This is a genomic window from Pengzhenrongella sp. (assembly GCF_036565025.1).
In the GTDB taxonomy this organism is placed as follows: Bacteria; Actinomycetota; Actinomycetes; order Actinomycetales; family Cellulomonadaceae; genus Pengzhenrongella.
The window spans coordinates 1-15,295 of record NZ_DATCNW010000219.1 but is presented as its reverse complement, the minus strand read 5'-3'; the positions used below and the strand labels follow the sequence as shown (position 1 = coordinate 15,295).

Annotated in this window: 12 protein-coding genes; 10 read left to right on the top strand and 2 right to left on the bottom strand. The window is 70.4% G+C overall.

Translation table 11 applies throughout. The features are described from left to right. Positions 1-90: 90 nt before the first annotated feature. Positions 91-795 (top strand): GNAT family N-acetyltransferase, encoded by a 705-nt coding sequence (locus tag VIM26_RS12505; RefSeq protein ID WP_331951630.1) that lies wholly within the window; start codon positions 91-93, stop codon positions 793-795. Here VIM26_RS12505 and VIM26_RS12500 read toward each other — a convergent pair. After that, positions 729-1,148: a hotdog fold thioesterase gene (locus VIM26_RS12500; protein ID WP_331951628.1), complete on the bottom strand. Its 420-nt coding sequence runs from the start codon at positions 1,146-1,148 to the stop codon at positions 729-731. The two genes, VIM26_RS12505 and VIM26_RS12500, sit on opposite strands and share 67 nt — an antisense overlap. Here VIM26_RS12500 and polA point away from each other — a divergent pair. Beyond that, entirely contained in the window at positions 1,147-3,885 is a 2,739-nt protein-coding gene (polA, locus tag VIM26_RS12495; RefSeq protein ID WP_331951626.1) for a DNA polymerase I, read from the top strand. The genes VIM26_RS12500 and polA overlap by 2 nt on opposite strands. Positions 3,886-3,955: 70 nt before the next feature. On the opposite strand, the gene VIM26_RS12490 is transcribed toward polA, so the two are convergent. After that, a complete protein-coding gene (locus VIM26_RS12490) occupies positions 3,956-4,762 on the bottom strand; it encodes a class I SAM-dependent methyltransferase (protein WP_331951624.1) in 807 nt (268 codons plus the stop codon). A gap of 162 nt (positions 4,763-4,924) precedes the next feature. Between VIM26_RS12490 and VIM26_RS12485 the strand changes: the two genes are divergently transcribed. From VIM26_RS12485 to coaE, 8 genes are all read left to right on the top strand, one after another. Continuing rightward, positions 4,925-6,556: an ABC transporter substrate-binding protein gene (locus VIM26_RS12485; RefSeq protein ID WP_331951663.1), complete on the top strand. Its 1,632-nt coding sequence runs from the start codon at positions 4,925-4,927 to the stop codon at positions 6,554-6,556. Positions 6,557-6,573: 17 nt separating this feature from the next. After that, the gene (locus tag VIM26_RS12480) at positions 6,574-7,578 is read left to right on the top strand and encodes an ABC transporter permease (protein ID WP_331951622.1); all 1,005 of its coding nucleotides are present in this window, start codon (positions 6,574-6,576) and stop codon (positions 7,576-7,578) included. Further along, on the top strand, positions 7,575-8,516 hold the full coding sequence (locus VIM26_RS12475) for an ABC transporter permease (RefSeq protein WP_331951620.1): 942 nt from the start codon (positions 7,575-7,577) through the stop codon (positions 8,514-8,516). Before VIM26_RS12480 ends, VIM26_RS12475 begins: the two co-directional genes overlap by 4 nt. Then, the gene (locus tag VIM26_RS12470) at positions 8,513-10,249 is read left to right on the top strand and encodes an ABC transporter ATP-binding protein (RefSeq protein WP_331951618.1); all 1,737 of its coding nucleotides are present in this window, start codon (positions 8,513-8,515) and stop codon (positions 10,247-10,249) included. Before VIM26_RS12475 ends, VIM26_RS12470 begins: the two co-directional genes overlap by 4 nt. A 124-nt stretch (positions 10,250-10,373) precedes the next feature. Further along, entirely contained in the window at positions 10,374-11,399 is a 1,026-nt protein-coding gene (locus tag VIM26_RS12465) for an ATP-dependent 6-phosphofructokinase (protein WP_331951616.1), read from the top strand. 151 nt (positions 11,400-11,550) lie between these two features. Continuing rightward, on the top strand, positions 11,551-13,089 hold the full coding sequence (gene rpsA, locus VIM26_RS12460) for a 30S ribosomal protein S1 (RefSeq protein WP_331951614.1): 1,539 nt from the start codon (positions 11,551-11,553) through the stop codon (positions 13,087-13,089). A 433-nt stretch (positions 13,090-13,522) separates the two neighbouring features. Then, the gene (locus VIM26_RS12455; protein ID WP_331951612.1) at positions 13,523-14,404 is read left to right on the top strand and encodes a siderophore-interacting protein; all 882 of its coding nucleotides are present in this window, start codon (positions 13,523-13,525) and stop codon (positions 14,402-14,404) included. A 453-nt stretch (positions 14,405-14,857) separates the two neighbouring features. Further along, the coding region (coaE, locus tag VIM26_RS12450; RefSeq protein WP_331951610.1) for a dephospho-CoA kinase at positions 14,858-15,295 on the top strand (438 nt) is incomplete at its 3' end.

Here is a 15,295-nt window from a genome sequence, read left to right as displayed (position 1 = left end):
TCGATCGGGTGATTCCGGACACACCGGGGCGGGGTTAAGGTCGACGACAACACGGCGGGTGCATCCCCCGCTACGAGGAGGCTCGATAACGTGCGTCCAGGTGCCCGGCACAAGCCGGCGGGTCCGGAAGACCTCGATGGGCTGGTAGCCCTCTGCCTTGCCGCGCGCGCGGAGTCGACCGTGGGCGCGCAGCTGTGCAGCCCCGACGGGGCGGTCCTGCGTGAGCAGCTCGGCACGCTGCTGGCGACCCCCGGCGGCTGGGTCCTGGTCGGCCTGCTCGACGACGAGATCGCGGGCTTCCTGTTCGGCCGGGTCGTCGGCCCGAGCCCGTTCGTGCAAGAGGTGAGCCTGCACGTCGAGGCGCTCTACGTGGGCGCCGCCGACCGCCGTCGGGGCCTCGGGCACACGCTGCTCGCGGGCGCGCTCGAGCTGGCCGAGGAGACCGGCGCCACGCAGGTGTACGCGGTTCCGCTGCCGGGCGCGCGCGGCATGCAGCGCTTCCTCGCCCGGCTCGGCTTCGCCCCGGCCGCCGCGCACCGGGTGGTCGCGGTCCCGACGCTCCAGCGCCGCCTCGCGGGCGACCCGGTGCGGGCCGGATCCCGGCGACGCGGGACCCGCGGCCTCGAAGACCTCATCGCTCGCCGGCGTCAGGTGCGCACCGAGACCCAGACGGGCCCGGTCGACCTGCGTGGTGTGCAGAGCACCCTCGACCGGGCCGAGGCGAGCGATCAGCCCGCGGATCGGTCGTCGATGAGCAGGCACGTCAGGCGCGCCGTCGCCACCCGTCGCGACTGAGCGTCCTCGATCACGATCTCGTAGGAGGCCGTGGTCCGGCCGAGGTGCACCGCCGTCGCGGTGCCGGTCACGAGCCCGGACCGGGCCGACCGGTGGTGGGTCGCATTCACCTCGATCCCGACGGCGATCCGGCCCTCGCCCCCGTGCGCGTCGGCAGCGAGCGACCCGAGCGTCTCTGCGAGCACGACGGACGCCCCGCCGTGCAGCAGCCCGTGCGGTGTGGTGTTGCCGGCCACGGGCATCGTGCCGACGGCGCGCGTCGCGCTCACCTCGAGCACCTCGATGCCCGTCCGTTCGATCAGCGTGCCGGCGATGAGCGCGCGCAGCGCCTCGGGTGAACTGGTGTCGGTCATGGCAGATAGGTTGGCACCCGTGAGCGAGAACCCATCATCCGCCGCGCGCCCTGTGGCCGCGCCCCCTGCCCGCCTGCTTCTGATCGACGGGCACTCGATGGCCTATCGGGCGTTCTTCGCCCTCCCCGTCGACAAGTTCTCGACCTCGACGGGCCAGCCGACGAACGCCGTCTACGGCTTCACCTCGATGCTCGCGAACCTGCTCCGCGACGAGGCCCCGACGCACGTGGCCGTCGCGTTCGACGCGGGTAAGACGACGTTCCGCACCGAGGTGTACCCGGAGTACAAGGGCACCCGAGACGCGACGCCCGAGCCGTTCAAGGGGCAGGTGCCCCTCATCCGCGAGATCCTCGCGACCCTGCACGTGCCGGTCCTGGAGAAGGTCAACTTCGAGGCCGACGACATCTTGGCCACGCTCGCGGTCCGGGCCCGCGCGCTCGGCATGCAGGTGCTGATCTGCACCGGTGACCGCGACGCGCTCCAGCTGGTCAACGAGGACGTCACGGTCCTGTACCCGGTCAAGGGCGTCTCGGAGCTCACCCGGATGACCCCGGAGGTCGTGTTCAAGAAGTACGCCGTCGTCCCCGAGCGCTACCCGGACATCGCGGCCCTGGTCGGCGAGACCAGCGACAACCTGCCCGGCATCCCGGGGGTCGGGCCCAAGACGGCCGCGAAGTGGATCGACACCTACGGCGGCCTCGAGGGCATCGTCGCGAGCGCGGGACAGGTGCCCGGCAAGGCGGGGGAGTCGCTGCGCGCGAACCTCGAGCAGGTCCAGCTGAACCGGCAGCTCAACCGGTTGCTGGTCGACATCGACCTGCCGATCGGCCCGGAGGACCTCGGGGTGCGCCCGTGGGACCGCGAGGCGATGCACACCGTGTTCGACGCCCTCCAGTTCCGCGTCCTGCGCGAGCGGCTGTTCGCGATGCTGCCGCCCGAGGGCGACGAGGCCGCACCCGCCGCGCGCGCCGAGCTCGCGCTCGCCTCGCGCGAGGAGGGCGCGCTGTCGGCGTGGCTCGCCGAGCGCGTGGGCCGTCGGCTCGGGCTGGACGTGCGGGGCTCCGGGGCGTCGTCGGGCGGGGACGCGTGGGGCATCGCGCTGGCCGACGACGCCGGGACGGCCACCGCGTTCGACCTCACCGACATCACCCCGGCCGACGAGAAGGTGCTTGGCGAGTGGCTCGCCGACGCGTCCGCACCGAAGGTCGTGCACGCGTCGAAGGAGGCGTGGCACGCGCTCACCGGTCGCGGCTTCACCCTGGCCGGGGTCACCTTCGACACCGAGCTCGCCGCGTACCTGTGCCAGCCGGACCGGCGCGGCTACGAGCTCGCCGACCTCGCGACCGGGTATCTGCACCGCGAGCTGGCCGGCAACGACGGGTCCTCGGGCGCGCAGGGCGCGCTCGACCTCGAGCTGGACGGCTCCGACGAGGACCACCGGGCGGCCGTCCGGGCGCAGACTGTCGTCGAGCTGGCCGAGGTGCTGACCGGCGAGCTCGCCGACCGCGGTGCGAGCGATCTGCTGGAGTCCCTCGAGCTGCCGCTGGTCGGGGTGCTCGCGCGGATGGAGCACGCGGGCATCGCGGCCGACGTCGACTACCTCACCGAGCTCGAGAAGCACTTCGACGCCATCGTCACCGGTGCGGCCGCCGACGCGTACGCGGTGATCGAGCGCGAGGTGAACCTCGGCTCGCCGAAGCAGCTGCAAGAGGTTCTGTTCGACCAGCTCGGCATGCCCAAGACCAAGAAGATCAAGACGGGCTGGACGACGGACGCGTCGGCGCTCACCGACCTGTTCGAGAAGACCGGGCACCCGTTCCTCGCGCACCTGCTCGCGCACCGCGACGCGATCCGGCTGCGGCAGACCGTGGAGGGGCTGCTGCGGTCCGTCGCGGACGACGGCCGGATCCACACCAACTTCCAGCAGACCATCGCAGCGACCGGCAGGCTGTCCTCCACGGACCCGAACCTGCAGAACATCCCGATCCGCACCGAGGCCGGCCGACGCATCCGGCGGGCATTCGTGGTCGGCGCCGGCTACGAGACGCTGCTCACCGCGGACTACAGCCAGATCGAGATGCGGATCATGGCGCACCTGTCCGGGGACGCCGGGCTGATCGAGGCGTTCCGCACCGGGGAGGACCTGCACAACTACGTCGCGTCGCGCGTGTTCAGCGTCGGGATCGACGAGGTCACCCCGGCGATGCGCTCGAAGATCAAGGCGATGTCGTACGGCCTGGCCTACGGGCTGTCGTCGTTCGGGCTGTCCAAACAGCTGAGCATCGACGTCGGCGAGGCCGCGAAGCTGATGGAGGACTACTTCTCCCGGTTCGGCGGTGTGCGGGACTATCTCAAGAGCGTCGTCGACGAGGCCCGCCTGACCGGGTACACCGCCACGATCCTCGGCCGGCGGCGCTACCTGCCCGACCTGACCAGCGACAACCGCCAGCGCCGCGACATGGCCGAGCGGATGGCACTGAACGCCCCGATCCAGGGCAGCGCGGCCGACCTGATCAAGGTCGCGATGCTCGGGGTCGACCGCGAGCTCACCTCGCGCGGGCTCCGGTCGCGGCTGCTGCTCCAGGTGCACGACGAGCTCCTGCTCGAGGTCGCCGCCGGCGAGCGCGACGAGCTCGAGGCGCTCGTCCGCGCGGAGATGGGCAAGGCGGCCGAGCTCACCGTGCCGCTCGACGTGTCCGTCGGTGTCGGCCTCAGCTGGCACGAGGCCGGCCACTAACCGCAAACCCCTCGAACGTGTCAGCCCCAGCGCGGTCCCTGGAGCGCGCTGGGGCTGAGACACGTCGGGGTCAGGGGCGGTGGGTCGCGAAGATCGCCGTGCCGGGCAGCCGGGCGCCGCGGACGGGGCCCCAGCCGCCCCAGGTCTGCTGGTTCGCCGCGGGCCACTCGGGCTCGACCACGCGGTCCAGCACCAGCCCGGCCCCGACGACGTCGGCCACGTGGTCACCGAGGGTCCGGTGGTACTCGGCGTACAGGACGACGTCGTCGTCATCGCTCTCGACGTAGGGCCTGCGGTCGAAGTAGGACCGGGTCGCCGTCAGCCCGCGCTCGCCCGGGTCGTCCGGGAACGCCCAGCGGATCGGGTGGGTCACCGAGAACACCCACCGGCCGCCGGGGCGGAGCACCCGGGCCGCCTCGGCGTGCACGCGATCGGCGTCGGGCACGAACGGCAGGGCACCGAACGAGGTGAAGACCACGTCGAACGACGCGTCGGCGAACGGGAGCGCGCGGGCGTCGGCCTGCACCGCGGGCACCACGACCCCGACGGCGGCGTCGAGCTGGCGGCCGGCGGTGAGCATGCCGGCGGACACGTCCGTCGCCACGGCGCGGGCGCCGTTCGCGATCAGCCAGCGGGAACACTGCCCGGCGCCCGCACCGACCTCGAGCACGTCGCGTCCGCGCACGTCGCCGAGCAGGTGCGCGTCCGCCTCCCGCAGGCCCTCCGGGCACCAGCAGAAGTCGGCCGCTCCGAGGAACTCGCCGTGCTCGTCGAGGTACTCGGCGGCGTTCGCATCCCACCAGCCGCGGCCCGCGCGTCCGCCGTCCTGCGGGGGAACGGCACGAAATCCGGCGGAGGCAACATGTGGTGACGACATGCGTGTAGTTTCTCCCAATCGAAAGGTACTGGTCCGTAACACTGGCGTGACCTTGCCGGTCTACGGTCGGCACACTGCGGTCCGGCACATGGTGTCCGGACCCACGTCTCAAGGGGTGAACGCGTGAGAAGTTCGATCAAGCTGGCCACCGCCGGCCTCGCAATGGCGCTGGCCTTGACCGCCTGTGCGGCGAGCGACCGGGGGAGCGGAACCTCCACCGACAAGGCCGCCAGCAAGGGGCGCACCACCTTCATCTTTGCCGCGTCGGCAGACCCGGCGTCGCTCGACCCCGCCTTCGCCAATGACGGTGAATCGTTCCGGGTCGCACGGCAGATGTTCGAGGGCCTCGTCGGCACGAAGCCCGGCACGGCCGACCCGGCCCCGCTGCTCGCGGAGTCCTGGGACGTCAGCGCCGACGGCCTGAAGTACACGTTCCACCTGAAGAAGAAGGTCAACTTCCAGGACGGCACGCCGTTCAACGCGGCGGCGGTCTGCTTCAACACCGAGCGGTGGAACAACTTCACCGGGGTGCTGCAGTCGGAGAGCCTGTCGTACTACTGGGTGCACGTGAACGGCGGCTTCGCGAAGAGCACGAACAAGGCGCTGAACGGCACCGGCAAGTACAAGGGCTGCGAGGCGACCGACGACTCGACCGCCGTGATCACGATGAAGAGCCCGCTGCCCGAGTTCATCTCGGCGCTCTCGCTCCCGTCGTTCGCGATGCAGTCGCCCACCGCGCTCAAGAAGTACGAGGCGGACAAGGTGACCGGCCAGGAGGCCGCCCCCGTCCTGCCGAAGTACGCCACCGAGCACCCCACGGGCACCGGGCCGTACAAGTTCGAGTCGTGGACGCGTGACCAGCAGATCGTGCTGACCCGCAACGAGAACTACTGGGGTGACAAGGGGCAGATCAAGCGGATCGTGTTCCCGGTCATCGCGGACCCGAACGCCCGCCGTCAGGCGCTGCAGGCCGGCGACATCGACGGCTACGACCTCGTCGGGCCGGCGGACGTGAAGTCCCTCAAGGACGCCAACTTCCAGATCATCAACCGTGAGCCGTTCAACATCCTGTACCTCGGCATCAACCAGGCGAACCCGGACCTGAAGGACCTCAGGGTGCGGCAGGCGATCGCGTACGCGATCAACAAGAAGGCGCTCGTCGAGCAGACGCTGCCCGCGGGCACCGAGATCGCGAAGGAGTTCGTGCCGCCGTCGGTCGAGGGCTACACGAAGGATGTCGCGACGTACGACTACAACCCGACGAAGGCCAAGGCATTGCTGGCCGCGGCCGGCAAGTCGAAGCTCACGATCGACTTCAACTACCCGACGAACGTCTCGCGGCCGTACATGCCGACCCCGGAGCAGGTCTTCCAGTCCATCAGCGCGGACCTGAAGGAGGTCGGGATCACGGTCAAGCCGGTCCCCGAGCCCTGGAGCCCGGAGTACCTGGACCGGATGCAGGGCACGAGCAAGCACGGCATCCACCTGCTCGGCTGGACCGGCGACTACAACGACGCCTACAACTTCATCGGCACGTTCTTCGGGGCGAAGGCCAACGAGTGGGGCTTCGACAACCCCCAGCTGTTCAAGGACCTCGCCGACGCGCGCTACCAGCCCAGCAAGGAAGCCCAGACGGCCGCGTACGAGAAGGCCAACAAGGCGATCATGGACTTCCTCCCGGGCGTTCCGTTGGCGCACCCGGTGCCGTCGCTCGCGTTCAAGCCGGACATCAAGAACTACCCGGCGTCGCCGGTCCAGGACGAGGTCTTCAACGTCATCACGATCGACGGCTGACGGGTAAGTAGAGCTCAATGGTCAGAGTCGTCCTGCAGCGCCTCGCGCTGCTGATCCCGACCCTGTTCGGCTTGTCGATCCTGCTCTTCCTCTGGGTGCGCGCTCTCCCCGGGGGGCCGGCAACGGCCCTCCTGGGGGAGCGTGCGACCCCGGCGGCGGTCGCACGGATCAACGCGCTGTACGGGTTCGACAAGCCCCTCATCCAGCAGTACCTGGCCTGGATCGGTCAGTTGCTGAAGGGCAACTTCGGTGCGTCCACACGCACCGGCGTCCCCGTGCTCGAGGAGTTCATTCAACGGTTCCCGGCCACGATCGAGCTCACCATCGTGGCGCTGCTCATCGCGGTGGGCATCGGCATCCCGCTCGGCTACGTCGCCGCGCGGCACCACGGCGGGCTGATCGACCAGGGAACCGTCGTCGCCTCGCTCGTCGGCATCACGATCCCGGTGTTCTTCCTCGCGTTCCTGCTCAAGTTCGTGTTCGCGGTCCAGCTCGGCTGGTTCCCGTCCTCGGGCCGGCAGGACCCCGGGATGATCGCGACCCACCCGACCGGGTTCTACGTGCTCGACGGGTTGCTCACCCGGGAGTGGGACGCGTCCTGGGACGCGCTGCTGCACCTGGTGCTGCCCGCGATCGCGCTCGGCTCGATCCCGCTGGCGATCATCGCGCGGATCACCCGCGCCTCGGTGATCGAGGTGCAGAACGCCGACTACGTGCGCACCGCGCGCGCAAAGGGGCTCAAACCGCCCCGGCTGCGTCGGCGGGTGGTGCTCCGCAACGCGATGCTGCCGGTCGCCACGACGATCGGCCTGCAGGTCGGGCTGCTGCTCTCAGGCGCGGTGCTGACCGAGACCGTGTTCGCGTTCAACGGCATCGGTAGCTTCCTGGCCAATGCTGTGTTCAACCTCGACTACGCGGTGCTGCAGGGCTTCGTCCTGTTCATCGCGGTCGTCTACGCGCTGGTGAACCTTGCGGTGGACGTCTCCTACGGCCTCATCGACCCAAGGTTGCGTGTGCGATGACCGGCGACCCGAACGCCCAGAGCAGTCTGACCGACCCCGTGCTGCACGTGGCGAACAAGGCGGAGGACGACGCCGGCGCCGGCCTGTGGACCGTCGCGTTCCGGCGGCTGCGCCGCAACCCCGGCGCCATCGTCGGGGCGATCATCGTGCTGGTCTTCGTGCTGGTCGCCGTCCTCGCGCCGCTGCTCGCGCCGTATGCCGCGGACGCGCTGCCGGGCCGCACCCTGATCCGCCCGACCTTCATCCCCGGTCCGTCCGACACCTACCGGCTCGGCCTGGACCGCTACGGCGGCGACCTGCTGAGCAAGCTCATCTGGGGGGCCCGGGCGTCCCTGCTGATCGGCGTGCTGTCGACGGTGATCGGGCTGTCCGGCGGGCTGCTTCTCGGCCTCGTCGCGGGCGCGTTCGGCGGCAAGACGGACGTCGTGGCGATGCGGTTCGTCGACCTCATGCTCTCGGTGCCGTCCCTGCTGCTCGCGGTGTCCATCGCGGCCGTCATCGGGCAGTCGCCGAGCGCGGTGGTGATCGCGATCGGCGTCGTGCAGGTGCCGATCTTCGCGCGCCTGCTGCGCGGGTCGATGCTGGCGCAACGCGGCCAGGACTACGTGCTCGCCGCGAGCTCGCTCGGCCTGAGCCGGCGCACCGTGGTGCTGGGGCACGTGCTGCCCAACAGCATCAACCCCGTCATCGTGCAGGCCACCTTGATGCTCGCGACCGCGGTGATCGAGTCGGCCGCGCTGTCCTTCCTGGGCCTGGGCGGCGGCTCGCCGACCACGGCCGAGTGGGGCCGCATGCTCACCGCGGCGCAGAACGAGCTCGAGGTGGCCCCGCGGCTCGCCATGTGGCCCGGCGTCTGCATCGCGGTGACCGCGCTCGGCTTCACCCTGTTCGGTGAGTCCCTGCGCGAGGCGCTCGACCCAAAGACGAGGAAGCGATGAGCGACATGGACCGGACCCCTCTGCTCTCCCTGCGCGACGTCGAGGTGACGTTCACGACCTCGGCCGGGCCGCTCGCCGCGACCCACGGGGTGAGCTTCGACGTGTACCCGGGGGAGACCGTCGCGATCGTGGGCGAGTCCGGCTCGGGCAAGTCGACGACCGCGGCGGCCGTGATCGGGCTGCTCGCCCAGAACGGCCGGGTCACCGCCGGGCAGATCCTGTTCGACGGCGAGGACCTCGCGTCCCGCCCGCCGTCGGCAACGGCCCGGCTGCGCGGCACCGAGATCGGCATGGTGCCGCAGGACCCGATGTCGAACCTCAACCCGGTGATGCGGGTCGGCGCGCAGATCGTCGAGGCGCTCGAGGACAACGGGGTCGCGCGGGGCAAGGCGGCTCGTCGTCGGGCGGTCGAGCTGCTCGAGGAGGCGGGCCTGCCCGACGCCGAGCAGCGCGCCAACCAGTACCCGCACGAGTTCTCCGGCGGGATGCGCCAACGGGCGCTGATCGCGATGGGCCTGTCCTGCCGGCCGCGGCTGCTGATCGCCGACGAGCCGACGTCGGCGCTCGACGTGACCGTCCAGCGCACCATCCTGGACCGGCTGGACGTGCTCACGGCCGAGCTGGGCACGGCGGTGCTGCTCATCACCCACGACCTCGGGCTCGCCGCCGAGCGCGCGAGCCGCATCGTGGTGATGTACCGCGGTGAGGTGGTCGAGACCGGTCCGGCGCTCGAGCTGCTGCGCGACCCGCAGCACGAGTACACCAAGCGGCTGCTCGCCGCGGCGCCCTCGCTCGCGTCGCGCCGCATCCAGATGGCGAAGAAGGCCGGCCTGGAGGACGTGGTGGCGCGCGACCTGCTCGCCGTGTCGCACGGTCAGGGAGTCGGGTCCGCGGATCGCCGGGCGTCCGACCGGGAGGATACAGCGGACAACATCATCGAGGTCAAGGGCGTCACCAAGGTCTTCCAGCTGCGCGGGCGGGGGCTGCTGTCCCGCAACACCCCGTTCACGGCCGTGGACGACGTGAGCTTCGTGATCCCGCGCGGGCAGACCGTCGCCGTCGTGGGGGAGTCCGGCTCGGGCAAGTCGACCGTCGCGCGGATGATGCTCGACCTGACCCCGCCGACGTCGGGCACGATCACGTTCAACGGCGAGGCCGTGGGCGGCGCGAACCGGGCGGCGGAGGTGAAGTTCCGGCGTCAGGTGCAGCCGATCTTCCAGGACCCGTACGCGTCGCTCGACCCGCTGTACACGGTGTACCGGACCATCGAGGAGCCGCTGAAGGCGCACGGCTTCGGCGACCAGGTGGCCCGGCGCAAGCGCGTGCACGAGCTGCTCGACGACGTCGCGCTGTCCACCACCCTGCTTCGCCGCTACCCCGCGGAGCTCTCCGGCGGTCAGCGCCAGCGCGTCGCGATCGCCCGCGCGCTGGCGCTGAACCCTGACCTGGTGGTGTGCGACGAGGCGGTGTCCGCGCTCGACGTGATCGTGCAGTCGCAGATCCTGCACCTGCTGGCAGACCTGCAGACCCGGCTCGGGCTGAGCTACCTGTTCATCAGCCACGACCTCGCCGTCGTGCGGCAGATTGCGGACCAGGTGTGCGTGATGGAGAACGGGAAGCTCGTCGAGCAGGGCACCGCGGACGAGGTCTTCGACAACCCCCGGCAGTCGTACACCCAAATGCTGCTCGAGGCGATCCCCGGCGCGGGGCTCGAGCTCGGGCTGGTGGGCTGACCGGGCGGGTTCGCAGCGGGCATTCGGTCCTAAGAAACGGGCATAGCGCTGCGGCTACGCTTGCTGCGCCGGTGCGGCGCTGCCCCGGAAATCCTTGGTGCCGAAAACGATTGAAGGAGTGCGCATGCGCGTCGGACTGCTTACTGGTGGGGGTGACGTCCCCGGTCTGAACGCAGCGATCCGCGCCGTCGTCAAGCGTGGCGAGGGCGAGCACGGCCACACGATCGTCGGGTTCCGCAACGGGTGGAAGGGCGTGGTCGACGGCGACGTCACGCCGGTCTCGCGCGCGCAGATCCGCAACGTGCTGCCGGTCGGCGGCACGATGCTCGGGACCGCGCGGTACCACCCGCGCGCGGAGGACGGTGGCATCGAGGCGGTGCTGGCGACCCTCGAGCAGGAGCGCATCGACGCCCTGATCTGCATCGGCGGCGACGGCACCCTGCACGCCGCGAGCAAGGTGGCCGAGGCGGGCGTGAAGATCGTCGCGATCCCCAAGACGATCGACAACGACGTGTACGGCACCGACCAGTCGATCGGCTTCGACACCGCCGTGTGGATCGCCACCGAGGCGATCGACCGGCTGCACACCACGGCGGAGAGCCACAACCGCGTCATGGTCGTCGAGGTCATGGGCCACCACGCGGGCTGGATCGCGGTGACGTCGGCGATCGCCGGCGGGGCCGAGGTCGTGCTCACCCCGGAGGAGCCGTTCGACATCGAGAAGATCGTCAAGTACCTCAAGCACCGCCACCGCTCGCACGCGAGCTTCTCGATCGTGGTCGTCGCGGAGGGCGCGGTGCCGCTGAAGGGCTCGGCGATGGACTACGAGGTTCCGGTCGGGAAGTTCGGCGAGATCGTGGCCGGCGCGATCGGCGAACGGGTCAAGAACGAGATCGAGGCGCGCACCGGGTTCGACGCGCGCCTGACCGTGCTCGGGCACGTCCAGCGCGGCGGCACACCCACGCCGACCGACCGGATCCTCGGCTCGCGCTTCGGCGTCGCGGCCATCGACGCGGTCACCCACGGCGAGTCCGACGTGATGACGGCCCTGCGCGGCGAGGACATCGTGCTCGTCCCGCTGCCCGACATCGCCGGCAAGATCAAGGTCGTCCCGGCCGATCTGCTCGACGTCGCCAGGGCCCTCGCCTGAGCGCTCACGAGGGGCTGCTTTGACCCCCGGCACGCCACCCCGATAAGATTCACGCTGGTGTCGCACGTCTGCGTAACGTTCGCACACCGCAAATCACGCAGCACGATCCCTATCCGCACTAGACCCTGTCCGCATCGGAGCACACTACTCAATGACCATCTCTACCTCGGCGAAGTCCGCCGTCCCGCAGGTCGCCATCAACGACATCGGCTCGGCTGAGGACTTCCTCGCCGCTGTCGACGCCACCATCAAGTACTTCAACGATGGCGACATCGTCGAGGGAACCATCGTCAAGGTCGACCGCGACGAAGTTCTTCTCGACATCGGGTACAAGACCGAAGGCGTCATCCCGTCCCGCGAGCTGTCCATCAAGCACGATGTGGACCCCGGCGACGTCGTGAAGGTGGGTGACGTTGTCGAGGCTCTGGTCCTCCAGAAGGAGGACAAGGAGGGTCGGCTGATCCTGTCCAAGAAGCGCGCACAGTACGAACGCGCCTGGGGCACGATCGAGAAGATCAAGGAAGAGGACGGCGTCGTCACGGGTACCGTCATCGAGGTCGTCAAGGGTGGACTCATCCTCGACATCGGCCTCCGCGGCTTCCTGCCGGCCTCCCTCGTGGAGATGCGTCGCGTCCGCGACCTCCAGCCGTACGTCGGCAAGGAGATCGAGGCCAAGATCATCGAGCTCGACAAGAACCGCAACAACGTGGTCCTGTCGCGCCGTGCCTGGCTCGAGCAGACGCAGTCCGAGGTTCGCTCGACCTTCCTGCAGACGCTGCAGAAGGGCCAGGTCCGCCCCGGAGTCGTGTCCTCCATCGTCAACTTCGGTGCGTTCGTCGACCTCGGTGGCGTGGACGGACTCGTGCACGTTTCGGAGCTGTCCTGGAAGCACATCGACCACCCGTCCGAGGTTGTCGAGGTCGGCCAGGAGGTCACCGTCGAGGTTCTCGACGTCGACTTCGACCGCGAGCGGGTTTCCCTGTCGCTCAAGGCGACGCAGGAAGACCCGTGGCAGGCATTCGCCCGCACGCACGCCATCGGTCAGGTCGTGCCCGGTAAGGTCACCAAGCTCGTCCCGTTCGGCGCGTTCGTTCGCGTCGAGGACGGCATCGAGGGCCTCGTGCACATCTCCGAGCTGGCCGTGCGCCACGTCGAGGTCCCGGAGCAGGTCGTCCAGGTCGGCGACGACGTCTTCGTCAAGGTCATCGACATCGACCTCGAGCGTCGCCGCATCTCGCTGTCGCTGAAGCAGGCCAACGAGGGCATCGACGCCAACAGCGAGGACTTCGACCCCGCGCTGTACGGCATGTCGGCGGAGTACGACGAGGCCGGGAACTACAAGTACCCGGACGGCTTCGACTCCGAGACGAACGAGTGGCTCGAAGGCTTCGACGCACAGCGCGAGGTCTGGGAGGCGCAGTACGCCAAGGCGCACGAGCGCTGGGAAGCGCACCGCAAGCAGGTGCTCGAGGCCGCCAAGGCGGACCTCGACGCTGCGAACGGCGTCGGGGCCCCGACGGCCTCGAGCTCCAGCAGCTCGAGCTCGTCCAGCTCCTCCAGCTCCAGCTCGAACAGCGGCTCCAGCAGCGCGTCCAGCTACTCCTCGGCCGCTCCGGCCGACGAGGCAGCCGGCACGCTCGCCTCGGACGAGGCGCTTGCCGCACTGCGCGAGAAGCTCACGGGTAACTGAGCTCAGCCCCATCGAGCACAGCACCACCGCATGACCGGCGGGCCGGTCACCTTCGGGTGACCGGCCCGCTTTTCTTGTCCCGGCGCGCGGATCCGGCAGGATTTGGCGGCGGGCTGGTGTTGCGCGGATCCAAACCTCCGAGTTGGGCGAATGTTCTGCGCGGCGCCGGCGCCCACGGTCGAATCCGGTGCTGGGGGTTTGGCTGGACCCTCTGTGCAGCCCTCAGTGCAGCGAAAGTGCACCAAAACGGCTCATTCACTGCACTTTGGATGCACTGAGCGATGCTGAGCCCGCCCCCACGGGATTGGATGGCCCATCCCGGCGGCTAGCTCGCCGGTCACCGCGAGCCGGTCGGCCTCGGGCAAGGGTTCGCGACGCGCGCACCTCCGGGGCGAAACCCGGGTCGTGCAGCGGGCGGGTTAGGGTTGCCTACGTGACTCAGCCCGTGAAGATTTCTGTCAGCCCGCCGGACCGGCCCGCGGGGCCCGCACGACGCAAGGTGATGCACCCGCTCGTGGTGCGCCGGCTCACCGTGGCCGCCGTCGCGCAGGTCACGCCGGCGATCGTGCGCGTGACCCTCGTCGGCGCCGACCTCGCCGGCTTCGAGTCGACCGGGCCGTCGGACCACGTCAAGGCCTTCTTCCCGGACCCGGCCACGGGCCGGCTCGCCGCCCCCACGCTCACCGCCGACGGGCTCCAGCCGCCCACCGAGGGCACCGCGTACAAGCGCGACTACACGCCCCGGGCGTTCCGGGCGACCGGCGAGAGCGGCGGACCCGAGCTCGACCTCGACCTCGTCCTGCACGACGACGGCGGCCCCGCCTCGACCTGGGCGTCCCGCGCCGCGGTCGGTGACGAGCTCGTCGTCGCGGGCCCGCGTGGCTCGAAGCTGGTCCCGGAGGGGTTCGACTCCTACCTGCTCGCTTGCGACGAGACCGCGCTGCCGGCGGTGTCCCGCTGGTTGCAGCTGCTGCCCGAGGGCACGCCGGTGCGCGTCCTCGCGGAGATATCCTCGCCCGACGACGAGGCGTACCTGCCGACCCTTCCCCGGGGCACCGAGGTGCGCTGGCTCCGGCGCGACGGGCTGCCCGGGACGTCCCGCGTGCTCGAGGCCGCGGTCCGCGCGTGCGGGCCGATCGGCCCGGGCACCTATGTCTGGGCCGCGGGGGAGGCGGGCTCGCTCGTCGGGGTGCGCCGCTACCTGCGTCGTGAGCTCGGCCTGCCCAAGCACCAGGTCGAGGTCGAGGGGTACTGGCGGCGTGGCACGACCAACTTCGACCACCACGCCCCGGTGGACCCGACCGACGCCGACTGAGGACGGGCGTCGCGCGGTCTGATCTGAGACGTCGGTCCAGCGAGCACGCGGGGTTTTCCGGATGCGTTGATGAAACGGGTCCTGGAGGTCCGTCGCACCCGAAGTGGGTGCCGGATTCTCGCCGGAACCTGCTCAGTGCATCGCTCGGTGCAGCCGATGTGCGCCAGGGGTGCACTTTCGATGCACCGGAGGATGCACTGAGACCGCCGGAGATCGATTCGCGGGCACGCGCGCGAAACCGGCCCCGGTCAGCCGCCGAGTGCGCCGTTTCCAGTCGACTTCGTCGATCGAAATCCACGAACTCGCGTACGAACCGGCGAACTGGAGCTCGGCACGGGCCGGTGACGCGCACCGCGGACGGCGTCGGACGTCCACGCGTCGAAGCCAGCTCGGGCGGCGCCGCACTGACGGATCCATGTGCGCGATCGGCACAGCGTGGTCCAGGATGGGGCGATGCAACGCATCGGACTGACCGGCGGGATCGCCGCAGGGAAATCGGTCGTGTCGAGCCGCCTGGCGGAGCTCGGCGCGGTCGTCATCGACCATGACCAGCTCGCCCGCGAGGCGGTGCAGCCGGGCTCCGTCGGCCTGGACGAGGTCGTCGAGGCGTTCGGGGACGGCGTGCTCGCCCCGGACGGGTCGCTCGACCGGGCCGCGCTGGGCCGCGTGGTCTTCCCGGACCCCGACGCGCTGGCGCGGCTCAACGGCATCATCCATCCGATCGTGCGCCGGCTCGCCGCCGAGCGGGAGGCCGCCGCGGCGGCGGCGCGGGCGGGCGCCGTCGTCGTGCACGACATCCCGCTGCTCGTCGAGACGGGGCAGGCGGAGGCGTTCCACATGCTCGTCGTCGTGCACACCCCGGCCGAGCTGCGGGTGCGCCGGCTCGTGGAC

Coding starts and splice junctions, on each gene's coding strand:
- polA (WP_331951626.1), top strand. CDS start 1,147: ATGGCAGATAGGTTGGCACCCGTGAGCGAGAACCCATCATCCGCCGCG.
- VIM26_RS12500 (WP_331951628.1), bottom strand. CDS start 1,148: ATGACCGACACCAGTTCACCCGAGGCGCTGCGCGCGCTCATCGCCGGC.
- VIM26_RS12490 (WP_331951624.1), bottom strand. CDS start 4,762: ATGTCGTCACCACATGTTGCCTCCGCCGGATTTCGTGCCGTTCCCCCG.
- VIM26_RS12485 (WP_331951663.1), top strand. CDS start 4,925: ATGGCGCTGGCCTTGACCGCCTGTGCGGCGAGCGACCGGGGGAGCGGA.
- VIM26_RS12480 (WP_331951622.1), top strand. CDS start 6,574: ATGGTCAGAGTCGTCCTGCAGCGCCTCGCGCTGCTGATCCCGACCCTG.
- VIM26_RS12475 (WP_331951620.1), top strand. CDS start 7,575: ATGACCGGCGACCCGAACGCCCAGAGCAGTCTGACCGACCCCGTGCTG.
- VIM26_RS12470 (WP_331951618.1), top strand. CDS start 8,513: ATGAGCGACATGGACCGGACCCCTCTGCTCTCCCTGCGCGACGTCGAG.
- VIM26_RS12465 (WP_331951616.1), top strand. CDS start 10,374: ATGCGCGTCGGACTGCTTACTGGTGGGGGTGACGTCCCCGGTCTGAAC.
- rpsA (WP_331951614.1), top strand. CDS start 11,551: ATGACCATCTCTACCTCGGCGAAGTCCGCCGTCCCGCAGGTCGCCATC.